Annotated in this window: 23 protein-coding genes and 7 tRNA genes; 27 read left to right on the top strand and 3 right to left on the bottom strand. The window is 45.5% G+C overall.

Translation table 11 applies throughout. The annotated features are described in order from the left end of the window. Positions 1-6 precede the first annotated feature (6 nt). The 11 genes from OAG1_RS07115 to OAG1_RS07065 all read left to right on the top strand — a co-directional run bounded on the left by OAG1_RS07115 (position 7) and on the right by OAG1_RS07065 (position 4,827). A complete protein-coding gene (locus OAG1_RS07115; RefSeq protein ID WP_016402182.1) occupies positions 7-948 on the top strand; it encodes a ribose-phosphate pyrophosphokinase in 942 nt (313 codons plus the stop codon). A 205-nt stretch (positions 949-1,153) separates the two neighbouring features. Then, on the top strand, positions 1,154-1,777 hold the full coding sequence (locus tag OAG1_RS07110) for a 50S ribosomal protein L25/general stress protein Ctc (protein ID WP_338625219.1): 624 nt from the start codon (positions 1,154-1,156) through the stop codon (positions 1,775-1,777). After that, positions 1,777-2,367 carry an aminoacyl-tRNA hydrolase gene (gene pth, locus OAG1_RS07105; protein ID WP_016402184.1) on the top strand — a complete coding sequence of 197 codons (591 nt, stop codon included), beginning with the start codon at positions 1,777-1,779 and terminating at the stop codon, positions 2,365-2,367. The genes OAG1_RS07110 and pth overlap by 1 nt, the downstream gene beginning before the upstream one ends. Before the next feature lie 25 nt (positions 2,368-2,392). Continuing rightward, the gene (gene ychF / locus OAG1_RS07100; RefSeq protein WP_016402185.1) at positions 2,393-3,484 is read left to right on the top strand and encodes a redox-regulated ATPase YchF; all 1,092 of its coding nucleotides are present in this window, start codon (positions 2,393-2,395) and stop codon (positions 3,482-3,484) included. 397 nt (positions 3,485-3,881) lie between these two features. Continuing rightward, a tRNA-Met gene (locus tag OAG1_RS07095) sits at positions 3,882-3,958 on the top strand. A gap of 35 nt (positions 3,959-3,993) precedes the next feature. Further along, positions 3,994-4,078 (top strand) — tRNA-Leu (locus OAG1_RS07090). Positions 4,079-4,115: 37 nt separating this feature from the next. After that, positions 4,116-4,190, top strand: a tRNA-Gln gene (locus OAG1_RS07085). A 122-nt stretch (positions 4,191-4,312) separates the two neighbouring features. Beyond that, positions 4,313-4,387 (top strand) — tRNA-Gln (locus OAG1_RS07080). Between the two features lie 143 nt (positions 4,388-4,530). Next, positions 4,531-4,607 (top strand) — tRNA-Met (locus OAG1_RS07075). A 22-nt stretch (positions 4,608-4,629) separates the two neighbouring features. Then, a tRNA-Leu gene (locus tag OAG1_RS07070) sits at positions 4,630-4,714 on the top strand. A 38-nt stretch (positions 4,715-4,752) separates the two neighbouring features. Further along, positions 4,753-4,827 (top strand) — tRNA-Gln (locus OAG1_RS07065). A 106-nt stretch (positions 4,828-4,933) separates the two neighbouring features. Here the strand turns inward: OAG1_RS07065 and OAG1_RS07060 are convergent. Next, positions 4,934-6,091 carry an FAD-dependent monooxygenase gene (locus OAG1_RS07060; RefSeq protein WP_338625214.1) on the bottom strand — a complete coding sequence of 386 codons (1,158 nt, stop codon included), beginning with the start codon at positions 6,089-6,091 and terminating at the stop codon, positions 4,934-4,936. Continuing rightward, on the bottom strand, positions 6,078-6,347 hold the full coding sequence (locus tag OAG1_RS07055) for a hypothetical protein (RefSeq protein ID WP_338626456.1): 270 nt from the start codon (positions 6,345-6,347) through the stop codon (positions 6,078-6,080). Before OAG1_RS07055 ends, OAG1_RS07060 begins: the two co-directional genes overlap by 14 nt. Here OAG1_RS07055 and miaB point away from each other — a divergent pair. Genes miaB through lnt form a run of 5 tightly spaced genes read left to right on the top strand, consistent with a single transcriptional unit; the run spans position 6,309 to position 11,780 of the window. Then, on the top strand, positions 6,309-7,736 hold the full coding sequence (gene miaB, locus OAG1_RS07050) for a tRNA (N6-isopentenyl adenosine(37)-C2)-methylthiotransferase MiaB (RefSeq protein ID WP_338625211.1): 1,428 nt from the start codon (positions 6,309-6,311) through the stop codon (positions 7,734-7,736). The genes OAG1_RS07055 and miaB overlap by 39 nt on opposite strands. A 57-nt stretch (positions 7,737-7,793) precedes the next feature. Further along, the gene (locus OAG1_RS07045; protein WP_016402189.1) at positions 7,794-8,855 is read left to right on the top strand and encodes a PhoH family protein; all 1,062 of its coding nucleotides are present in this window, start codon (positions 7,794-7,796) and stop codon (positions 8,853-8,855) included. 2 nt (positions 8,856-8,857) lie between these two features. Next, the gene (gene ybeY, locus OAG1_RS07040; RefSeq protein ID WP_016402190.1) at positions 8,858-9,304 is read left to right on the top strand and encodes an rRNA maturation RNase YbeY; all 447 of its coding nucleotides are present in this window, start codon (positions 8,858-8,860) and stop codon (positions 9,302-9,304) included. Positions 9,305-9,341: 37 nt separating this feature from the next. After that, positions 9,342-10,226 (top strand): CNNM family magnesium/cobalt transport protein CorC, encoded by an 885-nt coding sequence (gene corC / locus OAG1_RS07035; RefSeq protein ID WP_016402191.1) that lies wholly within the window; start codon positions 9,342-9,344, stop codon positions 10,224-10,226. After that, a complete protein-coding gene (gene lnt / locus OAG1_RS07030; protein WP_338625206.1) occupies positions 10,227-11,780 on the top strand; it encodes an apolipoprotein N-acyltransferase in 1,554 nt (517 codons plus the stop codon). It abuts the gene before it with no gap. A 206-nt stretch (positions 11,781-11,986) separates the two neighbouring features. Here the strand turns inward: lnt and OAG1_RS07025 are convergent, their stop codons facing one another. After that, entirely contained in the window at positions 11,987-12,481 is a 495-nt protein-coding gene (locus OAG1_RS07025; RefSeq protein ID WP_016402193.1) for a hypothetical protein, read from the bottom strand. A gap of 173 nt (positions 12,482-12,654) precedes the next feature. Here OAG1_RS07025 and leuS point away from each other — a divergent pair, with 173 nt between their 5' ends. The 11 genes from leuS (at position 12,655) to OAG1_RS06970 (ending at position 24,334) form a co-directional block, all read left to right on the top strand. Next, on the top strand, positions 12,655-15,234 hold the full coding sequence (leuS, locus tag OAG1_RS07020; protein ID WP_338625203.1) for a leucine--tRNA ligase: 2,580 nt from the start codon (positions 12,655-12,657) through the stop codon (positions 15,232-15,234). 45 nt (positions 15,235-15,279) lie between these two features. Beyond that, entirely contained in the window at positions 15,280-15,774 is a 495-nt protein-coding gene (gene lptE, locus OAG1_RS07015; RefSeq protein ID WP_016402195.1) for an LPS assembly lipoprotein LptE, read from the top strand. 1 nt (position 15,775) lies between these two features. After that, positions 15,776-16,786 carry a DNA polymerase III subunit delta gene (gene holA, locus OAG1_RS07010; RefSeq protein WP_338625199.1) on the top strand — a complete coding sequence of 337 codons (1,011 nt, stop codon included), beginning with the start codon at positions 15,776-15,778 and terminating at the stop codon, positions 16,784-16,786. Further along, positions 16,779-17,420, top strand: a complete 642-nt coding sequence (nadD, locus tag OAG1_RS07005; RefSeq protein ID WP_338625196.1) for a nicotinate-nucleotide adenylyltransferase — start codon at positions 16,779-16,781, stop codon at positions 17,418-17,420. Before holA ends, nadD begins: the two co-directional genes overlap by 8 nt. 57 nt (positions 17,421-17,477) lie before the next feature. Next, the gene (gene rsfS / locus OAG1_RS07000) at positions 17,478-17,822 is read left to right on the top strand and encodes a ribosome silencing factor (RefSeq protein ID WP_016402198.1); all 345 of its coding nucleotides are present in this window, start codon (positions 17,478-17,480) and stop codon (positions 17,820-17,822) included. After that, on the top strand, positions 17,819-18,289 hold the full coding sequence (rlmH, locus tag OAG1_RS06995; protein ID WP_016402199.1) for a 23S rRNA (pseudouridine(1915)-N(3))-methyltransferase RlmH: 471 nt from the start codon (positions 17,819-17,821) through the stop codon (positions 18,287-18,289). Before rsfS ends, rlmH begins: the two co-directional genes overlap by 4 nt. Before the next feature lie 10 nt (positions 18,290-18,299). Next, positions 18,300-20,162, top strand: a complete 1,863-nt coding sequence (gene mrdA / locus OAG1_RS06990; protein WP_040307274.1) for a penicillin-binding protein 2 — start codon at positions 18,300-18,302, stop codon at positions 20,160-20,162. A gap of 2 nt (positions 20,163-20,164) precedes the next feature. Next, on the top strand, positions 20,165-21,277 hold the full coding sequence (rodA, locus tag OAG1_RS06985) for a rod shape-determining protein RodA (protein ID WP_016402201.1): 1,113 nt from the start codon (positions 20,165-20,167) through the stop codon (positions 21,275-21,277). A gap of 8 nt (positions 21,278-21,285) precedes the next feature. Further along, positions 21,286-22,263 (top strand): lytic murein transglycosylase B, encoded by a 978-nt coding sequence (gene mltB, locus OAG1_RS06980; protein WP_338625189.1) that lies wholly within the window; start codon positions 21,286-21,288, stop codon positions 22,261-22,263. Beyond that, positions 22,253-23,062 (top strand): septal ring lytic transglycosylase RlpA family protein, encoded by an 810-nt coding sequence (locus tag OAG1_RS06975; protein WP_338625187.1) that lies wholly within the window; start codon positions 22,253-22,255, stop codon positions 23,060-23,062. The genes mltB and OAG1_RS06975 overlap by 11 nt, the downstream gene beginning before the upstream one ends. A 93-nt stretch (positions 23,063-23,155) precedes the next feature. Continuing rightward, positions 23,156-24,334 carry a serine hydrolase gene (locus OAG1_RS06970; RefSeq protein ID WP_016402204.1) on the top strand — a complete coding sequence of 393 codons (1,179 nt, stop codon included), beginning with the start codon at positions 23,156-23,158 and terminating at the stop codon, positions 24,332-24,334. Positions 24,335-24,420: the final 86 nt, after the last annotated feature.

Genomic DNA, 24,420 nt, shown 5'->3' with positions numbered 1-24,420 from the left:
TCCATCGTGCCAGACATGAAACTCTTCGCCGGTAACGCCACGCCCGAACTTGCCCAGCGTATCGCTGACCGCCTCTATACCACCCTAGGTGATATTTCAGTAGGTAGATTCAGTGATGGCGAGATTAGTGTACAAATCAATGAAAACGTTCGTGGTGGAGACATCTTTGTTGTCCAATCCACTTGCGCTCCAACAAACGACAACGTGATGGAGCTGATTGTTATCGTTGATGCTCTACGTCGTGCCTCTGCGGGTCGTATTACTGCAGTAATTCCTTACTTTGGCTACGCTCGTCAAGACCGTCGCCCACGCAGCGCGCGTGTGCCAATTACCGCAAAAGTAGTGGCAGATTTCCTATCAAGTGTAGGTGTTGACCGCGTACTAACTGTTGACCTTCATGCTGAGCAAATTCAAGGCTTTTTCGACGTACCAGTTGATAACGCTTTTGGTAGCCCAGTATTACTACAAGACATGCTAGACAAGAATCTAGAGTCTCCAGTAGTTGTATCACCAGACATCGGCGGTGTTGTACGTGCGCGTGCAGTAGCTAAAATGCTAAACGACAGCGACTTAGCGATTATCGACAAACGTCGTCCTCGCGCTAACGTGGCTCAAGTTATGAACATTATTGGCGATGTTGATGGCCGTGACTGCATCATGGTAGATGACATGATCGATACTGGTGGCACACTTTGTCAGGCAGCTGCAGCACTTAAAGCAAAAGGCGCTAAGCGCGTATTTGCTTATGCTACTCACCCAGTATTTTCTGGTAATGCTGCAAACAACATTACCGAATCAGCACTAGATGAAGTGATTATCACTGACTCTATTCCGCTAACTGAAGAAATGCGTAATGTTGAGAAAGTTCGTCAATTGTCACTAGCACCAATGCTAGCAGAAGCTATTCGTCGCGTAAGTAACGAAGAGTCTATCTCTGCAATGTTCTAACTAGCATTAGACAAAGAATCTTAAAAAGCGCGGTAATGTGAATTACCGCGCTTTTTTATTGGCTTTCAAAAACGTCAATGGTAGAATGCCGCGCCTTTTGAATTGAAGTGGCCAAGTGTTACTCACTTTAACGCTGATTCAACGAGGTACTGGTTAGAGTTTGGTCGCGAAACTTTAGCCTCATTTTATTATTTGGAGAAACACAATGTCTAACATTAAACTTGACGCTGAACTGCGTACAGACCTAGGGAAAGGTGCGAGCCGCCGCCTACGTCACGAAGAGAAAGTTCCTGCTATCGTTTACGGTGCTGGTCAACAACCTGTATCAATCACTCTTGAGCAACGTCACGTGATGAAAGCTCAAGAAGCTGAAGCATTTTACTCAAGCATCATTACTTTAAGTGTTGCTGGTGAAGCAGTAGACGTATTAGTAAAAGACATGCAGCGTCATGCATACAAGCCACGTGTTCAACACATCGATTTCCAACGTGTTGATAACACTAAAGCTATCCACAAAGCTGTACCTCTGCACTTCCTAAACGAAGATTCTGCAGAAGCAGTTAAAAACGGTGGTAAAGTACATCACTTAGCTACTGAGATCGAAGTTAGCTGTCTAGCTAAAGATCTACCTGAGTACATTGAAGTGGACGTAGCTAACCTAGAACTAGGTAGCTCACTACACATTTCAGATATCACTCTACCTGAAGGCGTTACCTCTGTTGAGTTAGCTAAAGGTGAAGATCACGACCAAGCAGTAGTATCTATTACTACTCCTAAGGGTACATCTGAAGAAGCTTCTGATTCTGAAGAAGAAGCTACTGAAGAATAGTGATAAACGATATTCGTTTACTCGTGGGCCTGGGTAATCCAGGCCCCGAATATGCAGCCACCCGCCATAACGCTGGCGCATGGTTAGTCACTCAGCTAGCCAACAATCATCACGTCCAACTAAAACCAGATAGCAAACATTTCGGATTAACCGGCCGCATTCAAATGGCGGGTCAAGAAATGCGTTTGTTAATTCCTACAACGTTTATGAATCTTAGTGGCAAGTCTGTCGCTTCTTTAGCTAAATTCTATCGCATTGAACTTGAGCAGATTATGGTTGCTCATGATGAACTCGATTTACCACCTGGCGTAGCTCGCTTTAAAAAAGGTGGTGGGCATGGCGGCCACAATGGCCTGCGCGATATCATCAGCAAATTTGGCAACAATAAAGATTTTCATCGTTTACGGATAGGTATTGGACACCCCGGTCATAAAGACCGTGTTTCTGGGTTTGTTCTAGGTAAAGCGCCTAAAAACGAACAACTACTGATTGATGATGCAATTGATGAGGCGGTACGCAGTACCGATGTTTTGCTTAAAGATGGTTTAAGCAAAGCAATGAATCGATTACACAGTTACAAAGCGGGCTAAGCCCCTTACACAAATAGGTATTATTATGGGATTTAAATGTGGCATCGTTGGTTTGCCAAACGTAGGCAAGTCGACCCTTTTTAACGCTCTGACGCAAGCCGGCATTGAAGCTGCTAACTTTCCATTTTGTACTATTGAGCCAAACACCGGCGTAGTACCGGTTCCTGATGAGCGCCTAGACGCCCTAGCAGCCATTGTTAACCCACAGCGTATTCTTCCAACCACCATGGAATTTGTGGACATTGCAGGTTTGGTTGCCGGCGCTTCTAAAGGTGAAGGCTTAGGTAATAAATTCTTAGCTAATATTCGTGAAACCGACGCGATTGGCCATGTTGTTCGTTGTTTTGAAAACGACAACATCGTTCACGTATCTGGCAAGGTTGACCCTGCAGAAGACATCGACACCATTAACACCGAGTTAGCGTTATCTGATTTAGATACCTGTGAAAAAGCGCAAATCCGCGTTGCTAAGAAAGCCAAAGGTGGCGATAAAGATGCCAAATTTGAAGCAGAAGTATTAGTAAAAGTACAAGCGCATTTAGAAGCTGACTTAATGCTACGTAGCTTAGAGCTAAGCAAAGAAGAAAAAGCAGCCATTGCTTACATGAACTTCTTAACTGCTAAGCCAACAATGTACATTGCAAACGTAAATGACGATGGTTTCGAGAACAATCCTTACTTGGATAAAGTGAAAGAGATTGCAGCAAGCGAAAACGCAGTAGTAGTAGCCGTTTGTGCAGAAATTGAAGGCGAAATTGCCGAGCTAGACGCCGAAGAAAAAGCCGAATTCATGGAAGAAATGGGCCTAGAAGAACCAGGTCTAAACCGGGTAATTCGCGCAGGTTACGAACTACTAGACTTACAAACCTACTTCACAGCAGGTGTAAAAGAAGTTCGCGCTTGGACCGTACCCGTGGGTGCTACAGGCCCGCAAGCAGCCGGTAAAATCCATACCGATTTTGAGAAAGGCTATATTCGTGCAGAAGTGGTTGGTTACGACGACTACATTGAGCACCAAGGTGAAGCTGGCGCAAAAACAGCCGGTAAATGGCGCCAAGAAGGTAAAACTTACGTAGTAAAAGACGGTGATGTGATTCACTTCTTATTTAACGTATAAACCTTATCTGTAAACCCAAAAAGCCAACGTTAAGTTGGCTTTTTTGTATCTGCAATTCAAGTTTAGCTAAAACGCTTTTGCCAGTTTAACCGCCACTCACACCAAATTCAGCTCTAAACAAAAGCGTTAAAGCATCTCCAAAAGATAGTTTTTAGGCTTATTCACTCTATTATTAGCAACAGCTAATTAGCGCCCCCTAAAAACCTATTAGGCCAAAGCGAGCAAGTAACAGTCAATTGCGCACAAAGCAAACAGCAGAAATGAGCAAACTAAGTACATCGCGTACACAAACTGCGCAAACAAACTTTTTTGCCGTTTTTTGGCAAAAAAACGGTTGACGCTGTTGGGTCTCATCAGCATAATACGCCCCGTTCTCAACGCAAAGCGTAGAAAACAAGGCTATGTAGCTCAGCTGGTTAGAGCACAGCACTCATAATGCTGGGGTCGCAGGTTCAAGTCCCGCCATAGCCACCATTACTGTATACTGCTAAAGTTACAGTAAGAAATTTGCGGAAGTGGCGGAATTGGTAGACGCGCTAGATTTAGGTTCTAGTATCGCAAGGTGTGAGAGTTCAAGTCTCTCCTTCCGCACCATTCTTCTTTTAAGAAGAAACCAATAGTAAGACCCTGCAGGGATATCGCCAAGCGGTAAGGCAGCGGCTTTTGATGCCGCCATTCGTTGGTTCAAATCCAGCTATCCCTGCCACATTTTAAGGCTTGAGTTTAGTAACTTGAGTTAAGCAGCAAGAACCATGATTCTTGGTTGCAGTCTAAACCTTAGGTTTAGACAATCGAAACATCGGTAAGCTTGTTTCGAAAAGTTTCTGCAGGGATATCGCCAAGCGGTAAGGCAGCGGCTTTTGATGCCGCCATTCGTTGGTTCAAATCCAGCTATCCCTGCCACTTTTATTGTGCTCAGGTTTACCTGAGAATGCAGTAACTGAATAGGGCAATGTGCCCAGGTAAGACAGTAAAAGCTATGTTGTTGACTAGTATTTGCTTGCCCTGCCGATAAATTTGTAAGTTCACATTGTGAAATTGCAGATGGCTATGTAGCTCAGCTGGTTAGAGCACAGCACTCATAATGCTGGGGTCGCAGGTTCAAGTCCCGCCATAGCCACCATTAGTTTTAAGAAGTATTTCGTGCGGAAGTGGCGGAATTGGTAGACGCGCTAGATTTAGGTTCTAGTATCGCAAGGTGTGAGAGTTCAAGTCTCTCCTTCCGCACCATTCTTCTCTAATGAAGAATCCAGTTCAAAGAGTTTTGTAGGGATATCGCCAAGCGGTAAGGCAGCGGCTTTTGATGCCGCCATTCGTTGGTTCAAATCCAGCTATCCCTGCCACCTTAAAAGGCCTGCTTTTTAGCAGGCCTTTTTTCTTTCTGCCTTTCAGACAATAAAAAACCTGCTTAAAGCAGGCTCATTCAATGTTAGCGAATAAACAATAGCGCTACTGCAAATCTCCTAAAGCATATTTAAGTGCCCAGTCTTTTACTGGACCAGCTTGTTGCACGCTTTTAATTGCAAGCTTTCGAATGGCCTGCAGCGGCGGCAAACTGTTGGAGAACATTAAGTAAAACAAATCCATGCCGCTTTGCATAAGGTGATTATCGGGCTTACGGCGTACTTCAAAGCGACGTAATGCCTTTTGTTTATCCGCCATGCCATAGCGCTCGAATTGTTCCAACAAGCACTTCACGTCACGGTAACCAAGGTTCACCCCCTGTCCTGCTAATGGGTTAATAGTATGAGCGGCATCGCCAATCACTACTGCGCTATGTTTTACATAACGATCTACGTGGCGTCGAGTTAACGGAAAACTGGCGCTATCTAGTATTTCAATATCACCCGGTAAAGCAGGAAACTCTGATTCGATGCGTTGTTTTAGCTGCGCTTTGTTAAGCTGCTTGAGGCCTTGAATAGTGGCTTTAGCGTCATACCAAATAAGGGCAGCGTGTTGATCTGCCAGTGGTAACAAAGCTCGAGGGCCAGTAGGATAAAACTGTTGCCAAGTAGCCGTTTGCTGAGGCGCATCTAACTTAACGTTAATGGCAAAGCAATCATGGCGATAATCCCAAGCGCTAATGCCTAAACCTAGCTGCTGGCGCATTTGAGAATTTGCGCCGTCTGCTACTACCATCAAGCCTGCACTCACCGCTTTCCCATCAACATTAAGCTCTACACTTTGCGCGGTATTACTAACAAGCTGTACTTGCTTCACGATATTACGTGTTACTCCGACCTGCTCGTTGGCTTGCCATAAACCTAATTGGATAATGCGATTTTCTAGCATAAAACCTAATTCGGGCAAATCGAGTTGGGCTGAATCAAAAATCAGCTTGTCCTTGGGGTCTTCCCACACTTGCAGTTGTTGGTAGGGACACAAGCGCATAGCGCGAATGTGCGGCCAAGCATGCAAGTGTTTAAGTAAATTAACGCTGGCTTGGCTTATTGCGCTTACGCGCAAGTCTATCGGCTGATTAGTGTCAAAAGCGTTAGGCTCAAAAGACTCCAACATCAATACCGATAAGCCCTGCAAGGCAAAACCTTGCGCACTAGCCGCGCCAATCATGCCGCCGCCAATTACCACAACATCAAATTTTTCCATGGTATTTCAATTTGTTCTCACTATTTTCTGCAGTGTAACCTGAAGCGATAAATGGATGCGAATCTTGAAATGAAAATTTGAGCGGCAAAGCCAACACAACAGCACGCGGATGTTTTTTGACCTTTTTCTGGCAAACACCGTTATTGTTACTAGCAAGGCTTGCTATAAACCAGTAAAATACGCCTCCTTTTTTAACGATGTAATGATGAGTAAAACGATGGGAAATAAGCTGCATATAAAAACTTGGGGCTGCCAAATGAACGAGTACGATTCCTCGAAAATGGCCGACCTACTCGATGCAACCCATGGTTTTCAGCTAACTGAAGAAGCTGACGATGCCGACGTACTGTTGCTAAACACTTGCTCTATTCGCGAAAAAGCGCAGGAAAAAGTATTTCACCAATTAGGTCGCTGGAAAACACTCAAAAACAAAAAGCCAAACTTAGTGATTGGTGTAGGCGGCTGTGTAGCCTCGCAAGAAGGCAAAGCCATTCGTGAGCGCGCTCCTTACGTAGATATTGTGTTTGGTCCGCAAACCCTGCACCGCTTGCCGGAAATGATCAAACAAGTGAAAGGCGGCGAGAAATCGGTAGTAGACGTAAGCTTCCCAGAAATTGAAAAGTTTGACCGTTTACCAGAGCCTCGAGCCGAAGGCGCAACCGCGTTTGTATCAATTATGGAAGGCTGTAGTAAATATTGTACCTTCTGTGTTGTGCCGTATACCCGTGGCGAAGAAGTAAGCCGCCCGCTTGACGATGTTCTTTACGAAATTGCCTCGTTAGCCGAACAAGGGGTACGTGAAGTAAACCTGCTTGGGCAAAACGTAAATGCCTACCGCGGTCTTACTCACGACGACAATATTTGTACTTTTGCCGAACTACTACGTTACGTTGCTAGCATTAACGGCATCGACCGTATTCGCTTTACCACTAGCCACCCTATCGAATTTACCGACGATATTGTTGAGGTATATGCTGATACTCCTGAGCTAGTGAGCTTTTTACACCTACCTGTACAAAGTGGTGCCGACCGCATTCTTAACTTAATGAAGCGTGGCCACACTGCCATTGAGTACAAGTCAATTATTCGTAAGTTACGTAAAGCGCGCCCAGACATCGAAATTAGCTCAGACTTTATTGTTGGCTACCCTGGCGAAACCCAAGATGATTTTGCCGATACCATGAAGCTTATCGAGCAAGTTAACTTTGATATGAGCTTTAGCTTTGTTTACAGCGCACGCCCAGGTACGCCAGCGGCAGACTTACCAGACGATGTAAGTGAAGAAGAAAAGAAACAACGCTTATATATTTTGCAAGAGCGCATTAACCAACAAGCGATGCAAGTTAGCCGCCGTATGCTAGATACCGAGCAACGCATTTTAGTTGAAGGCCCTTCGAAGAAAAACCCGATGGAATTGCGTGGTCGTACTGAAAATAACCGCGTAGTGAACTTTGAAGGCAGCCATGACGTTATAGGTCAATTCGTTGATGTGAAAATTGTTGATGTGTTTGCTCACTCTTTACGTGGTGAATTGCTAAGAACAGAACAACAAATGGAGTTGCGTAATGACGTTGCCCCTGCCACTATTATCGACAAATCCGATGGGCAAGCTGACCACCTAGGTGTGGCGAGCTTTACGCCTTAGTCGCCGATACGCTTTTAAGGAGTTGAGGCTGGCTACCATAGCCAGCCCGAAAACAATTTGAGTAATAAAATCAATTCTATTGAAATACATCTAGAGCCAGCCTCTAGCCCTCGCCTTGCCCAACTTTGCGGCCCACTTGATGACAACTTAAAGCAACTTGAACGCCGTTTAGGTGTAGAAATTAGTTACCGCAGTAACAACTTTCAAATTACTGGCCGCCATGGCATGTGTTTGATTGCCGGTAGCATTTTGCGTTCGCTATATGTTGAAACCGCGCCGCTAAAAGGTGGAGATATTCCAGAGCTAAGCCCAGAAAAAGTCCACTTAGCGATTCAAGAGAGCCACGCACTCGAGCAAGACGAAGAAAATACTCAGCACTACGGCAAAGAATTAAACATTAAAACCAAACGGGGTGTAATTAAGCCGCGTACACCAAACCAAGCAAGCTATATTGGTAACATGCTTGGCCACGACGTAACCTTTGGTATTGGCCCTGCAGGTACCGGTAAAACCTATCTAGCTGTAGCTTGTGCAGTTGACGCCTTAGAGCGCCAAGAAGTGCGCCGTATTTTGCTTACTCGCCCAGCGGTAGAAGCCGGCGAAAAACTGGGCTTTTTACCCGGTGACTTAAGCCAAAAAGTCGATCCTTACCTACGCCCACTTTACGATGCCCTATTTGAAATGCTCGGCTTTGAAAAAGTAGAGCGCTTAATAGAACGCAATGTTATTGAAGTTGCTCCTTTAGCTTACATGCGTGGCCGTACTTTAAACGATGCTTACATCATTCTCGATGAAAGCCAAAATACCACGGTAGAACAAATGAAAATGTTCTTAACCCGTATTGGCTTTAATTCGCGTGCGGTGATTACCGGTGATATCACTCAAATTGACTTACCTCGCCATCAAAAATCTGGCCTACGCCACGCCATTGAAGTACTGAGTGAGGTGCCAGCACTAAGCTTTAATTTCTTCCAAGCCGCTGACGTGGTTCGCCACCCTATTGTCGCAGCCATTGTAGAAGCTTACGAAGAGCAAGATGAGCGCGACCGCATTGCCGAAGAAAAACAAAAGCAACGCCGCGAAGCTGCGCAAAAACTTAGCCAAAGTGGCGGAGAATAAACATGGCGGTTGTTGATCTACAAATCGCCACGGGTGATGAAGAAAATCTGCCAAGTATCAGCGCATTTGAAGCGTGGTTGCATGCAACTTTGGTAGAACAAGACCATGATAGCGAAATTACCGTTCGCATTGTTGACGAAGCCGAAAGCCAAGCGTTAAATTCTCAATACCGTCATAAAGATAAACCAACTAACGTGTTATCTTTCCCATTTGAAGCGCCTCCGGGCGTAAGTTTGCCACTATTAGGTGACTTAGTGATATGCCGCCAAGTGGTAGAACGTGAAGCCGAAGAACAGGGAAAACCGGTGTTTGATCACTGGGCACACATGGTTGTACATGGAAGCCTTCATCTGCTAGGTTATGATCATATCGAGGATCAAGAAGCAGAAGAAATGGAAGCACTAGAAATCGCAGTGCTTACCAAATTAGGTATTAGTAACCCTTACTAATACCTGTTGAATAACTAACTAGGTAAAAAAGAAAGATATGAGCGACGACAACCCTCACTCTAGCAACGGTTCTGCTAAGAAAGGCTGGATAGATAAAATTGTTCAGCTGGTACAAGGAGAGCCGAAAAGCAAAGAGGAATTGGTAGAAGTAATACAAGACGCCAATCAACGAGAACTGATCGACCAAAATACCCGAGAGATGATTGAAGGTGTGCTTGATGTATCAAGCCAGCGTGTAAGAGACATCATGATCCCTCGCTCGCAAATGGTAACCTTAGATGTTAGCCAAACCATTGCACAGATTTTACCCACGCTAACCGAAGCGCGTCACTCTCGCTTTCCGGTTATCAACGAAGACAAAGACCACATTGAAGGCGTACTTCTCGCCAAAGATCTGCTCAAATTCGCTTTTACCGAAGAAGCATCAACCACGCCCCTTAGTGAAGTGATTCGCCCAGCAGTTGTAGTGCCAGAAAGTAAACGCATCGACAAACTGCTAAAAGAGTTTCGCAGCGAACGCTACCACATGGCTATTGTAGTTGATGAGTTTGGTGGTGTATCCGGTCTGGTGACCATTGAAGACATACTCGAAATTATTGTGGGTGATATCGAAGACGAGTTTGCTAATGAAGAAGCCCTACAAGATGATATTCGCCGCATCAATGATAAAACCTTTGCGGTAAATGCCCTCACCGACATCGAAGATTTTAACCAATACTTTGGTTGCGAATTTAGCGACGAAGAAGTGGATACGATTGGTGGAATGGTGACTCATGCCTTTGGCCATTTACCTGGTCGGGGGGAATCAATTGAAATTGAAGGCTACCGCTTTAAGGTTCGCACCGCCGACCGCCGCCGCTTAGTGCAGCTACAGGTGAGCATACCGGAAGAGAAAGCCTTGCAATTAAGCATTCAAGAATAAATGAAACAAGTATTAACACCGCGGCTACGTTTGTTAGCCGCTTTTGTTTGTGGCCTTATCGCCCCCTTCGCCTTTGCTCCTTATGGCCTCTGGCCACTGATGCCTCTCTCACTATTAGGTTTATTGCTACTGTTAAAGCCCGAGCAGTCAGGCTTTAAACTGGGCTTTAGTTATGGCTTAGGCTGGTTTGGCTATGGCATTCACTGGGTGCACGTAAGCATGGCCGAGTTTGGCGGCATGCCTTTGATAGTTAGCCTTGCACTAATGGCGCTATTGGTTGCCTACCTTGCCCTATACCCTGCCTTTTCCTGTTGGCTTGCAAACAAATGGCAAGGGCCGCGCCGGCTTACGTTTTTCTTGCTGTGGTTTCCCGCCTGCTGGTTACTAGGTGAATGGCTGCGCAGCTGGGTGTTAACGGGCTTTCCTTGGTTGCAACCTGGTTACAGTCAAATAGATTCGCCATTATCAACTATTGCACCAGTGTTTGGTCTTTATGGGGTTACTTGGCTAGTGTTGTTAATTGCAGCATCAGCTGCACTTATCTTGGTTAACAAGGGAAAGGTTCGCTGGGTCGCTTGCCTAACAATTGCCTTACCGCTGGTGCTGGGATTAACCTTTAAAGGTGTAAGCTGGACCCAAGCTCAGGACTCACTAAAAGTCGCATTGGTACAAGGCAATGTACCTCTAGATATAAAATGGTTACCACAACATCGTGCAGCAAGCCTTGTTATGTACCAACAAGAAACCGCCGCGATAGAAGATGCCGATGTAATAGTCTGGCCCGAATCCGCTATCGCAGCCTTAGAATATGAAGTCATTGATTTCTTACATGACCTAGACGGCCAATTACTTAATAAACAACAAGCCTTAATCACTGGTGTTATTGCTCACGATCTACAAAACAACCAGTATTACAACGCGCTAATAACACTGGGCCAGCAAACAGAAGAAGCGGGTGCAAGCTCTGCCTATTACTACGAAAACCCTAATCGCTACTATAAAAATCACTTATTACCGATAGGTGAGTTTGTGCCTTTTGAGCAATTGCTACGCCCCTTAGCGCCGTTTTTCAATTTGCCAATGTCTTCGTTTAATCGCGGGGATACTATGCAGCAGAACTTGGAAGTAAAAGGACATCAATGGCTAGCGGCAATTTGCTATGAAATCGCCTTTGGTGAATTACTAAGACCGCAATTTACGCCAGAGACCGACGCGATTATAACGGTCAGCAACGATGCTTGGTTTGGCACCTCTATTGGGCCACAGCAGCATTTAGAGATTGCCCAAATGCGCGCCTTAGAATTTGGCCGTCCAGTAGTGCGCTCTACCAATACTGGGGTAACCGCAATAATCGACCGCTTTGGTAATATTCAGCAGCGTGCGCCTGAGTATCAACAGCTAACACTCACCTATGATGTTACCCCTGCTACTGGGATAACACCTTATCAACGCTTTGGCCTATGGCCAGTCGCATTAATCGTGTTACTAGGTTTAGCTTCTGGCTTGGTACAACGGATCCGCCAGCGAAAGCTGCAACCTGCTGCCAACTATTAAACTAAGCATCAAAGCGCTGGCGTGATACCAATCACACTAAGTAAGTGAACATAAATAATGCAGGAAAAATACTCGAGAATAAGGAAGGATTTTTCGATAAGTAGTTATTCTACAATCAAAAATTCTAACGCAGTTATCGAGTATTTTAACCAGATAGAATGAACCGTTACTTAGTACGATTGATAAAACAAGCGCTTTGAGTTATCTCAAGCCTGCTGCTCACTAATAGGATGACGATAAAATCGCTTACCTTGGCAATGTTCGCAGCTACTAATAATGGTTGGGTGCCACAGTGCGGTTTTATCACCACATTCAGCGCACTCTATCACCCCTAAACCAATTAGCTCGCCGCTTTGATACACGCCTTGATGTTGCAGATCACCAATCAACTCATGCCACTCTACTTGGCTTTGGTCACTTAACTTAGCCAGCCAATACCATATGCTTTCTTTAAGCAGTGCCATTCCAGGGCTTTCGTCATAAGCGCGCTGGTAATCGGTTTTCCAGTCGCTTAAATCTCGACGAACGTAGTTAGCAATAAGCTGCCATTCATCTTGGCTTAAATCACTAGCAGCTTGTAAATACTCTTGCGTGGTATCAATTAGCTTAGACAGCTCTTCTTGACCCACTTCCCCACTTTCTTGAATGCGTTTTTCAAGGTCTTCCACAAAGGCTTGATAGGCTTTTACTCGCTTTGGCATAACTCACCCACAGTCTAAAGTGCATTTACATTATTAAGCATAGACCTTTTGTTTCACTGCAAATGTGCGCTAGCTATTGTTGTCGGCAGGCGGACTCGGTATCCTATGCGGATCGAGTATGGTAGCAATAGGCTGCCTAATCCAAATTTGGTTCATTCTGGAAGATTCCATCAATGCAAGAGCAATACAATCCGCGTGATATTGAAACCAAAGTGCAACAGCACTGGGAGCAAGCGCAAACCTTTAAAGTTGTTGAACAGCCGGGTAAAGAGAAGTTTTACTGTCTGTCTATGTTCCCATACCCAAGCGGCCGCCTGCATATGGGTCACGTGCGCAACTACACCATTGGTGATGTAGTCTCTCGCTACCAGCGCATGCAAGGTAAAAACGTTATGCAACCAATGGGTTGGGATGCATTTGGTCTTCCAGCAGAAAACGCAGCGATTAACAACAATACTGCGCCAGCTAAATGGACCTACGAGAATATCGAATACATGAAAACTCAGCTAAAGCAGTTGGGTTTTGGCTACGACTGGGACCGTGAACTGGCAACCTGTAAGCCAGATTACTACCGTTGGGAGCAGTGGTTCTTCACTAAGCTTTACGAAAAAGGGTTAGTTTACAAAAAAATGGCCACGGTAAACTGGGATCCAGTAGACCAAACAGTATTAGCCAACGAACAAGTTATTGATGGCCGAGGCTGGCGTTCTGGCGCTTTAGTAGAGCAAAAAGAAATCCCTCAGTGGTTTATTAAAATCACCGATTACGCACAAGAGTTACTTGATGATCTCGACCAACTAGACGATTGGCCTGAGCAAGTAAAAACCATGCAGCGTAACTGGATTGGCCGTTCTGAAGGCGTAGAAATGCAGTTTGGTTTAGAGAACAGCAACGAGCAGTTCTCTATTTACACCACCCGCCCAGACACCGTAATGGGTGTAACCTACGTTGGCGTAGCTGCGCAACATCCACTTGCTTTAGAAGCCGCTAAAACTAACCCAGAATTAGCCGCCTTCATCGAAGAATGCAAAAACAACAAAGTGGCCGAAGCCGATATGGCGACCATGGAGAAGAAAGGTATGGCCACTGGCCTAAATGCCGTTCATCCTCTAACGGGTAAACTAGTACCAATTTGGGTCGCTAACTTTGTATTAATGGGTTACGGCTCTGGTGCTGTAATGGCCGTGCCAGCACACGACCAACGTGATTTCGAATTTGCTCAAGCTTATGGTTTAGACATTGTAGGTGTGATTAAGCCAAGCGATGCTGAGCTAGACTTATCAGAGCAAGCATTCACTGAGAAAGGCGTATTGTTTAACTCGGGTGAATTTGACGGCTTAGAATTTAAAGCCGCCTTTGATGCCGTTGCAGCCAAACTTGAATCCATTGGTAAAGGTAACAAACAAGTTAACTTCCGCCTACGCGATTGGGGCGTAAGCCGCCAGCGTTACTGGGGTACGCCAATCCCAATGCTAAACCTAGCTAACGGTGATGTTGTGCCAGTGCCAGAAGACCAACTACCGGTTGTTCTTCCAGAAGATGTGGTGATGAATGGTGTAACCTCGCCAATTAAAGCCGATCCAGAGTGGGCAAAAACTGAATTTGAAGGTCAAGAAGCCTTCCACGAAACCGATACTTTCGACACCTTCATGGAATCTAGCTGGTACTACGCACGTTACTGTAGTGCTAACAACGAAGACATGATGCTAGACCCAGAGCAAGCAAACTACTGGTTGCCGGTTGATCAATACATTGGTGGTATCGAGCACGCGATTTTGCACCTACTTTACGCACGTTTCTTCCACAAACTTTTACGTGATACCGGCTTAGTGGATTCAGACGAACCGTTTAAACGCTTGCTTACTCAAGGCATGGTATTAGCCGACGCCTTCTACTACGAAGACGAGAAAGGCGGTAAGGTTTGGGTTTCTCCAGTTGATGCCATCACTGAGAAAGACGAAAAAGGCCGTATTACCAGTGCTAAAACTGCCGATGGCAAAGCACTTGTTTACGCCGGCATGAGTAAAATGTCGAAGTCGAAAAACAACGGCATCGACCCACAGGTTATGGTAGACAAATACGGTGCCGACACGGTGCGCTTGTTTATGATGTTTGCCGCTCCTGCCGAGCAAACACTTGAGTGGCAAGACAGCGCAGTAGAAGGCTCATTACGCTTCCTACGTCGTGTTTGGAAACTCGCCTACGACCACGTTAATGCTGGCGAAACACCAGAGCTTGATGTAGCAAGCTTGAGCACAGCACAAAAAGATCTACGTCGTGAAGTGCATAAAACCATCGCTAAAGTGAGTGATGATGTTGGTCGTCGTCAAACCTTTAACACTGCTATTGCAGCGATTATGGAGTTGATGAACAAACTCACTAAAGCTGATCAAAATGATGCCAATAACCGTGCAGTAACCCGTGAAGCGATTAATGCTGTAGTACTAATGCTATCGCCTATTACGCCGCACATCTGCGACCAGTTATGGACACTACTAGGCAACGAAGGTGACATTGATACAGCGGCTTGGCCAAGTGCAGATGAAAAAGCCATGGTAGAAGACAGCAAACTCATTGTTGTACAAGTAAACGGCAAGCTACGCGCTAAACTTACTGTGGCTGCAGATGCAGACCAAGAGGCAGTTCAAGCGCTGGCAATGGGCGACGAAAATGTCGCTAAGTTTGTTGACGGAAAAACCGTACGCAAAGTGATTTATGTTGCAGGTAAACTGCTTAACATTGTTGCTAACTAAGTTATACGGCGGGCTAACACCCGCCGTTTTTTACTGCGAGAAAGCATGACTTTAACAACCATTCGTTTCGCCGTTATTGCCTTAGCCATTAGCCTAATTTCGGCCTGTGGTTTTGCACCACGTGGCAGCTATTTGTTAGATGAGAAACTCACTCAAATTTACGTATCTTCAAGTGATGAATTTAGCCCACTAGTTCGTGAGCTAAAACGTCAACTAGCGCAAAACAATGTCGCAGTATTTGAATTTCCTGAAAGTGGCATTCCAACCCTGCACCTAAGAGGCGAAGATATTAGCAAGCGCACGCTATCGTTATTCGAAAACGGTCAGGTCGCAGAATATGAGTTAAGTTATCAAGTGGGCGGTTACTTGCAAATTGCCGACCAAGGCAACTTCCCGATTAATGTGCAACTTCACCGAGACTTCCAAGATAACCCCTTAGCAGCACTAGCAAAACAACGAGAGCGAGAGCTATTGTACGACGAGTTACGGGTAATGGCTGCCGACCAAATTATGCGTCAATTGGCTACGGTTAGTTGGTAATATGCGCATCTACGCTGACCGCTTGTCACAGCAAAATGCAGCAAACTACAGCTGCTATTTAATAGCAGGTGAAGAACCGCTGATTAAGATTGAAACTATCGACAGCATTCGCCAACAATTACAACAACAAGGTTTGGCTGAAGAGCGCTTAAAGTTCACCTTTGATGCAGACTTTCAATGGCCAGATATTTTTGATGCAATGTCTGAGCTGTCGCTCTTTAGCCAATATCGTTTAATTGAACTGCAACTTGATCGAGTGCCCGACAAAGCCATTCAAAATCAGCTTGATGAACTACTCCAGCTGCTCAACCCTGAGACTCGATTTTTGCTCAGCGTGCCTAAGTTAACCAAAGCTAATGAAAAGCAAAATTGGTACAAGCTTTTTGACCAACAAGGCTTAGTGGTTATGATTTATCCACCAGAAGGTGGACAATTGCACGCTTGGGTAAGGCAACGTTTAGGCCAACAACACCTGCCCGCCGATAACGACCTAATAGCCTTATTACTGCATTATTACGAAGGGAACTTACTCGCGCTTAGCCAGGCAATATCAACCATTGCATTACGCTGGGGGCAGCAACTTCCTTCGTTAAAAGAAATTGAAGCGGGCTTGTCACATGCCAATCATTTCTCAAGTTTTCAATTGGTCGATGCCCTATTAGGCGGTGACTTTCAGCGCAGCTTATTAATCATTAAGCAGCTGCAACTTGAAGGCGAAGAGCCAACCTTAATCAATTGGGGCCTAGACAAAGAGTTTAAGTTACTACAGCTTTTGCAAGAGCAGCCCTCTAGCCACCATTCCAGTTTATTTAAACAGCATGGCGTTTGGAATAAGCGCCAAGGCTTAGTCAGTAGCGCGGCAAAACGCTATAGCCCACAACAAGTTAACGCTGCGCGTATGCAAGTTGCCGAAATAGACAAGGCCATTAAGCAATTTACCGGTGACCATGCTTGGCACCAATTAGAACGCTTAGTATTTGAACTGGCATCACCAGCGGTAAAACATGCTTAAGCTGTTTTTTGGCGGCTCATTTGACCCTATTCACCTTGGACACGTTATCAGTGCTCAGCAATTGCTAGCTGCCACCCATGCTGCCGACATAACGCTGCTTCCCAATGCCTTATCACCGCTTAAAGAGAAGCAATTTAGTACCGCACAACATCGCCAACAATTGCTAGAGCTAGCACTCAGTGATTATCCTCAGCTTAAACTAGACTGGCGCGAAGTTGCTAGAGGCGGCCACTCTTATACCTGCGATACCCTTAAACAACTCGCTAATGAATACCCAAATCAGCCGCTTGGCTTTGTGATGGGTTTAGATTCATTCAACCATTTAGATAAATGGCGTGAATGGCAAACGCTTTGCGACTATGCTCATTTGATCGTGATTGCGCGCCCCGGTTACCATTTACAAGTCTCAGAGCAGCTAAGCCAATGGTTTGAAGCTAAATTATGCGAAGATGTTAGTGAGCTAAGCGCTCATAACAATGGCAAAATATACTTTTGTCAGCTGCAAGAAATGGATATGTCTTCGAGCGAGATCCGCCAGCACTTGCTAAACCAAGCAAACCTAGACTTACTGAAAAATCAGTTATCTGAAAAAGTCCTTAGCTATATTCTTCAACATAAGCTTTACGGCGCTTAACCTAGCCAGACAGAGCGTGATATACTTATCTTTTAAGCCAAATTTGGGGTTCTTTTGTTGCAAAACCAACAACTGATCGATTTTGTAGTAGACAAAATTGAAGATATGAAAGGTCGAGATATTCAAAATCTAGACGTAAGCCAACTCTCTAACGTGACCGATACCATGATAATTTGTAGTGGTAATTCTAAGCGACATGTTAAATCCATCGCCGACAATGTAGTTAAAGAAGCCAAGCAAGTTGAACTTGAAGTGATTGGCATCGAAGGCATGGACGAATCAGAGTGGGTATTGGTTGATCTAGGTGATGTGGTATTGCACGTAATGCAAGACAGCGCTCGCGACTTTTACCAACTTGAAAAACTATGGGCACCCGCTGTTTCTGAGTCTAAAGCCGGATGAAAATACAGTTAGTGGCTGTAGGCACTAAAATGCCTGCTTGGGTTGAGACGGCCTATCAAGAGTATGCGCGTCGCTTTCCTAAAGATATGCCACTAGAGCTGGTTGAAGTAAAAGCCGGGAACCGCGGTAAAAATGCCGACATAAAGCGCATTCTTGATAAAGAAGGTGAGGCCACCTTAGCGGTTATACCTAAAGGCAACCGTGTTGTAACTCTAGAGGTTACCGGTAAAGCTTGGACCACCCCGCAGCTTGCGAAGCAACTAGACAACTGGAAAATGGACGGCCGCGATGTAAGCCTGTTAATTGGTGGCCCAGAAGGTTTAGCCCCAAGTTGCACCAACATCGCCGAACAACGCTGGTCGCTATCGGCACTCACTTTGCCCCACCCAATGGTGAGAGTTATCGTTGCCGAGACTCTCTATCGCGCGTGGAGTGTTACGGCTAACCACCCTTATCACAGAGAATAAACGCTAAAGTATGGCAAGACAGCGCGTCGCAATGCGAGACCACTCGGCTGAATCACGGTTGTTTAACCGTCGTTCATTAGTGGCTATTTTAGGTACCTTCGCGCTTATTTGTGTATTGCTGGGCAACCTTTATTACCTGCAATTTGAACAGCACGAAACCTACACCACTCGCTCTAACGACAACCGCATTAAAGTTTTACCTATCGCCCCTCCCCGCGGCTTGGTTTACGATAGGAATGGGGTATTACTAGCAGAAAACCGCCCCAACTTTAGTTTAGAGATCATCCCTGAGAATGTAGATGACCTCGACCAAATGATCGCCGAGCTAAGTGAATTATTAGCGCTCAGCGAAAACGATGTTGAGCGATTCCAGCAAAACCGCAAACACACCCGTCGCTTTAAACCAGTAGTGCTTAAGTCGCAACTTACTGAGCAACAGGTGGCCATGTTTAGCGTGCAACAGCACAAATTTCATGGCGCCAGCATCGATGCCAGCTTAATTCGCTTCTACCCCTATGGCGACAGCCTCACCCACTTATTGGGCTATGTAGCGCGCATTAACGCAAAAGACTTAGAGCGGTTAGAAAAAGAGAACAAACTGGCCGAGTACGATGCAACGCGCACTATCGGCAAACAAGGTATCGAGCGCTACTACGAAGAAATTCTGCATGGCAGTGTTGGCTATCAAGAAGTTGAAGTGAATAACCGTGGCCGAATTATTCGTACCATGAAGATTGTTCCACCTATTCCAGGTAAAGATCTCTACCTCAACGTAGACATTCGCTTGCAACTAGAAGCTCAAAGGTTGCTGGCAGGGCGCCGCGGTTCAGCGGTTCTTCTTGATGCCAAAACCAGTGGCGTACTAGCCATGGTATCTAGCCCAAGTTATGACCCTAACCTATTTGTAAATGGCATTAGCAGCAAAAATTACAACAAGCTGCTTAACTCTACCGACCGCCCGCTGATTAACCGAGCCACCAAAGGCGTTTACCCTCCGGCTTCTACGGTTAAACCACAGTTAGCTGTAATGGGATTAGAGCTGGGTAAAATCACTGTTGAGCAACGTATGTGGGACCCAGGCTGGTTCCAAATTCCTAATACCAAACGCCGCTTCCGTGACTGGAAACGCTGGGGACATGGTTGGGTTGATGTTTATAAAGCTATTGAACAAAGTGTAGATACTTATTTTTACAAACTAGCTTACGAAACCGGCATCGATGAAATGCATGCCTACATGAGCAAGTTTGGTTTTGGTAAATATACTGGTATTGATATTCATGAAGAAAGCCGCGCCAACATGCCTAGCCGTGAATGGAAGCGTGCTCGCTACCGCCAACCGTGGTGGCAAGGTGACACCATTTCTGTTGGCATTGGCCAAGGCTATTGGACCACCACCCCTATACAGCTCGCTCAGGCCACCAATATTTTGGTAAACAAAGGTAAAATTATTACCCCACGTATTTTAAAAAGCGTCGGCGATGCCAACTCACACATTGGCTTACCGCCGCAAATTCAAGCGCCTATTGCTTTAAACAGTGATAAAAACTGGCAGGTTGCTTTAGATGGTATGTACGGCGTAATCAACAAAAGTAACGGTACCGCGCGTAAAGCTTTTGAAGACACCACTTATGTCGCTGCCGGTAAATCGGGTACTGCGCAAGTTGTTGGCATCGCCGAAGATGCAGAATACGATGCCGAAAGCCTTAAAGAACAGCACCGCGATAACGCGATGTTTGTCGCCTATGCGCCCTTCGAAAAACCCGAGATTGTTGCCTCAGTGGTTGTAGAAAATGCCGGTGGTGGTAGCTCCAATGCAGCGCCAGTTATTCGCGAGTTGTTTGATAGTTATTTTGAAACCAAGGAAACCTTTTAAGCATGGGCAACTATAGCCAAGAGCAGAAAAACTCTTTGTGGTGGCGACTGCACCTAGATTGGCCTTTATTGCTTGGTTTAGTGTTATTAATGGGCTTGGGCATGTTTGTTTTATACAGCGCCAGCGGCGAGAGCATGGCGATGCTAAACCGCCAACTGGTGCGCATTGCCTTAGCGACTGTAGTGATGTTTGTACTGGCGCAAGTTCCCCCTGACGTATATTTGCGCTGGGCGCCCTTCTTCTTTTTCTCCGGTTTGTTGATGCTATTGGCGGTGCTGATAGTGGGCGATGTGGGTAAAGGTGCCCAGCGCTGGTTAGATCTCGGTTTTATCCGTTTCCAACCATCTGAAATTATGAAGCTCGCCGTGCCACTCATGGTCGCGCGTTATATTAGCCAACACCCTCTTCCACCTAGCTTCAAACACTTACTGATTGGTGCCACCATTGCAATTGCGCCAACCTTGCTTATTGCTAAGCAGCCCGATTTAGGAACATCTTTACTGGTTGCTGCCTCTGGGATTTTTGCCTTGTTCTTAGCCGGAATGAGCTGGCGATTAGTGGGCGCAGCAGGTGCAGCGATTGCCGCCTTTATCCCTTTGCTATGGTTCTTCTTAATGCGCGACTACCAGCGCCAACGAGTACTTACTTTACTTAACCCAGAAAGTGACCCTCTCGGCGCGGGATACCACATTATTCAATCTAAAATTGCTATTGGCTCTGGTGGCTTTGCCGGTAAAGGCTGGCTGCAGGGCACCCAATCTCAATTAGACTTTTTGCCAGAACGGCATACCGATTTTATTTTTGCCGTATTTGCCGAAGAGTTTGGCTTTTTAGGCGTAGTGCTGCTGATGTGTTTGTATTTCTACATCATTGGTCGTGGCTTGTTTATTGCCACTCAAGCGCAAACAGCCTTTGGCCGCTTGTTAGCTGGTTGCATTATTTTAACCTTCTTCGTTTATATCTTTGTAAACATTGGCATGGTGAGCGGTTTACTACCTGTGGTAGGTGTTCCGCTTCCTTTAGTGAGCTATGGCGGCACATCGATAGTGACACTGATGGCAGGTTTTGGCATTCTGATGTCTGTTCATACTCACAAACGGCTTTATGCCCAATAAGGATTGCTATGCGCTTATGTTGTTGCTTATTACTTGCTCTGTCTCAAATCTGGTCATTTTCTGCCTTGGCCAACACCGAACAGCAGCAACGTATTGAAGCATTAAGCCAAGAACTTGATATTCCGCTCGAAAGCTTAGAAAAAGCCGCCGAGCAAGCCACCTATCAGCAAGCGGTAATCGATGCAATTACTCGCCCATGGGAAGCCAAACCTTGGCACCTTTACCGCGATTTATTCCTTACCGAAGAACGTTTAGCAGCTGGCTTAGCCTTTTGGCAAGAGCACCAAGAAACCATAGAGCGCGCTGAAAAAGAGTTTAAAGTTCCAGCTCAAATAATAGTTGCCATTATTGGCGTTGAGACCTACTACGGGCGACACAAGGGAACTTACCCAGTCATTGATGCCTTGTATACTTTAGGTTTCCATTACCCTAAACGCGGCCAGTTTTTTAGCAAAGAGTTCGCGTATTACATTCGTTTAGCAGAACAACAAGGCTGGGCCTTAGACGAAGTTAAAGGTTCGTACGCTGGCGCAATGGGTTTTGGTCAATTTATCCCTTCTAGCTATATCCATTACGGCGTAGATTTTGATAACGATGGCAAAGTAGACATGCTAAACAACCCAGTTGATGCCATAGGCAGCGTAGCTAACTACTTTGCTAAACACCGTTGGCAATTAGGCAAACCCGTAGTGCATGCCGCTGAGTCAAACACTACACAAGCCAAACCATGGTTAAGCAAAAAGTTAGAAATTAATAATACTTGGCAAGAGCTGTCTCAAGCTGGAATTAAAACCGAAGCGAGCTTAACAAATAACACCCCCGTTAAACTGCTAGAGCTGGAAGAAGCTGAAGGCAACAGTTATTGGTTAGCGGAACATAACTTCTATGTGATTACTCGCTATAACCGCAGCCCGCTTTATGCCATGGCCGTGTATCAATTTAGTGAGCAACTACGAAAGGCTCAGGCGCAAACTAATGCCAATTAAGTTTAAACGCCTTGTCACCGTTTACTTGAGCAGTGTTGCCTTAGCCGCACTGCTTAGTGCTTGTAGCTCTTCACCAAGCGATCAGCGCTATGGGATGAGTAATGACAAGGCACCCGATTCAGCTCCAGAGCTAGATCATATTGAAAACCCCATCCCTCGTTTTGAACCATACAGCCGCCAAGGTAACCGTGACTACACAGTACGAGGGAAAAGCTATCAAGTATGGCGCGATATAGAGCAGCACGAAGTTGAAGGGGAAGCGTCCTGGTACGGCAAAAAGTTTCATGGTCACCTCACCTCCAACGGTGAGATTTACGACATGTATAGTATGTCGGCTGCCCACAAAAACTTGCCACTGCCTAGCTATGTAGAAGTTACCAACTTAAGCAATAACAAAACCGTTATTGTGCGAGTTAATGACCGTGGTCCTTTTCACCAAAAACGCATCATCGATTTATCCTATGCTGCGGCTTACAAGCTCGACATGCTTAAATCGGGTACTGCCAAAGTAAAAATTAAGCTGTTGCGTTTTGATAACGATAATACCGCCGCAAAGCCTCAACCGGGTGCTCAGCAATACTATGTTCAACTGCTCGCCAGTAAAAATCAGCAAGTATTAGAGCAACACCAGCAACAGTTACAAGCTGAAGGCTTAAGCACTCAATTAGTTACCGAGAATGGCTGGCAGAAACTGCGATTGGGCCCCTATTACGATGTATTAAGCGCCGAGAAGTACCTGGCAAACATGCGTAAAGGTCCCTATAAAGACGCTTATATCATTAATCTAAAAGCAAACTAGTGGATTTAGAGCAGGATACTAACAAACTGCCGAAAAGTTTTGTTATAGTGTTTGCCGTCCGTGTTTATTGACTAACAAGCCAAAGAGCCAACCATGATAAAAAATGTATTTCAGCGTGTTAGCTGCGCCTCTGCGCTTCTGATTGCAAGTAGCATGAGCGTAGCTTATGCCGCTCCTCAAGTTATCCCTAATGCTCCTATTGTTTCAGCCAAAGCCTACTACTTAGTAGATTTTGACTCAGGCCGAGTGCTCGCTGCCGAAAATGAAGAAGACAGCCTAGCGCCAGCCAGCTTAACCAAAATCATGACCAGCTACATCATTGGTAAAGAAATCAAATCGGGCAAGCTTGACCCAAATGGCATGGTAACCATTAGCGAAAAAGCTTGGTCGAAGAACTTCCCTGATTCGTCAAAAATGTTTATCGAAGTAGGCAAGCAAGTCAAAGTTGCTGACTTAAATCGCGGCATCATTATTCAATCAGGTAACGATGCCTGCGTAGCCATGGCAGAACATATCGCCGGCAGCGAAGACTCATTCACCAGCTTAATGAATTCTTGGGCTGGCCACTTAGGCATGGTAAATACTCACTTCGCTAACAGCCACGGTCTAGATAGCACCGAGCAATATACCACTGCTAAAGATATGGCAATTTTGGCCACAGCGATGATCCGCGATGTGCCAGATGAGTACGCCATTTACAAAGAGAAATCATTCACTTTTAACGGTATTACTCAGCACAACCGCAATACACTACTATGGGATAAAAGCCTAAATGTAGATGGCATGAAAACTGGCCATACTAGCAAGGCTGGTTATAGCTTAGTTTCTTCAGCTACCAACCAAGACATGCGTCTAGTAGCAGTAGTTATGGGAACTAACTCTGCGAAAGCTCGTGCAGCCGAGAGTAAAAAGCTACTTAATTGGGGCTTTAGATTTTTCGAAACCGTTAAACCTTATAAAGCTGGCGACAGCTTTGTAGAACAAACGGTATGGATGGCCGACCAAGACACGGTATCTTTAGGTGTTAACCAAGATATCGCCCTTACCCTACCGCGCGGCCAAGCCAGTCAGCTTCAAGCAAGCTTTGAGCTAAAAGAAGAGCTTAAAGCGCCATTAAGCCAAGGTCAAACTGTAGGCTCTGTGTATTTCCAAGTAGGTGAAGAAGATGTTGCCGAGTACCCATTAGTTGTTCTGCAAGAAGTAGAACAAGGCGGGATCTTCAAACGTTTACTGGATTACATTAAGTTGTTCTTTGCGTCTTTATTTAGTTAAGCAATAAGACCAATGCATAAACTCTAAGCCAATTGGCGGAAATTTTAGGCAAAGCTCACAAAAACGCGTTAGAATAACGCGTTTTT

This window comes from Agarivorans sp. OAG1 (assembly GCF_037076485.1).
GTDB lineage: Bacteria > Pseudomonadota > Gammaproteobacteria > Enterobacterales > Celerinatantimonadaceae > Agarivorans > Agarivorans albus.
Note: the sequence above shows the minus strand (reverse complement) of the source record. Positions and strands in the feature narration are given on the sequence as shown.

What these genes read in the sequence shown, in the direction of transcription:
- ybeY (WP_016402190.1), top strand. Translation starts at nt 8,858, where the DNA reads ATGGCGGTTGTTGATCTACAAATCGCCACGGGTGATGAAGAAAATCTG.
- OAG1_RS07025 (WP_016402193.1), bottom strand. Translation starts at nt 12,481, where the DNA reads ATGCCAAAGCGAGTAAAAGCCTATCAAGCCTTTGTGGAAGACCTTGAA.
- OAG1_RS06975 (WP_338625187.1), top strand. Translation starts at nt 22,253, where the DNA reads ATGCCAATTAAGTTTAAACGCCTTGTCACCGTTTACTTGAGCAGTGTT.
- corC (WP_016402191.1), top strand. Translation starts at nt 9,342, where the DNA reads ATGAGCGACGACAACCCTCACTCTAGCAACGGTTCTGCTAAGAAAGGC.
- rlmH (WP_016402199.1), top strand. Translation starts at nt 17,819, where the DNA reads ATGAAAATACAGTTAGTGGCTGTAGGCACTAAAATGCCTGCTTGGGTT.
- lnt (WP_338625206.1), top strand. Translation starts at nt 10,227, where the DNA reads ATGAAACAAGTATTAACACCGCGGCTACGTTTGTTAGCCGCTTTTGTT.
- mrdA (WP_040307274.1), top strand. Translation starts at nt 18,300, where the DNA reads ATGGCAAGACAGCGCGTCGCAATGCGAGACCACTCGGCTGAATCACGG.
- OAG1_RS07110 (WP_338625219.1), top strand. Translation starts at nt 1,154, where the DNA reads ATGTCTAACATTAAACTTGACGCTGAACTGCGTACAGACCTAGGGAAA.
- rodA (WP_016402201.1), top strand. Translation starts at nt 20,165, where the DNA reads ATGGGCAACTATAGCCAAGAGCAGAAAAACTCTTTGTGGTGGCGACTG.
- leuS (WP_338625203.1), top strand. Translation starts at nt 12,655, where the DNA reads ATGCAAGAGCAATACAATCCGCGTGATATTGAAACCAAAGTGCAACAG.
- mltB (WP_338625189.1), top strand. Translation starts at nt 21,286, where the DNA reads ATGCGCTTATGTTGTTGCTTATTACTTGCTCTGTCTCAAATCTGGTCA.
- nadD (WP_338625196.1), top strand. Translation starts at nt 16,779, where the DNA reads ATGCTTAAGCTGTTTTTTGGCGGCTCATTTGACCCTATTCACCTTGGA.
- OAG1_RS06970 (WP_016402204.1), top strand. Translation starts at nt 23,156, where the DNA reads ATGATAAAAAATGTATTTCAGCGTGTTAGCTGCGCCTCTGCGCTTCTG.
- lptE (WP_016402195.1), top strand. Translation starts at nt 15,280, where the DNA reads ATGACTTTAACAACCATTCGTTTCGCCGTTATTGCCTTAGCCATTAGC.
- miaB (WP_338625211.1), top strand. Translation starts at nt 6,309, where the DNA reads ATGGGAAATAAGCTGCATATAAAAACTTGGGGCTGCCAAATGAACGAG.
- ychF (WP_016402185.1), top strand. Translation starts at nt 2,393, where the DNA reads ATGGGATTTAAATGTGGCATCGTTGGTTTGCCAAACGTAGGCAAGTCG.
- holA (WP_338625199.1), top strand. Translation starts at nt 15,776, where the DNA reads ATGCGCATCTACGCTGACCGCTTGTCACAGCAAAATGCAGCAAACTAC.
- OAG1_RS07060 (WP_338625214.1), bottom strand. Translation starts at nt 6,091, where the DNA reads ATGGAAAAATTTGATGTTGTGGTAATTGGCGGCGGCATGATTGGCGCG.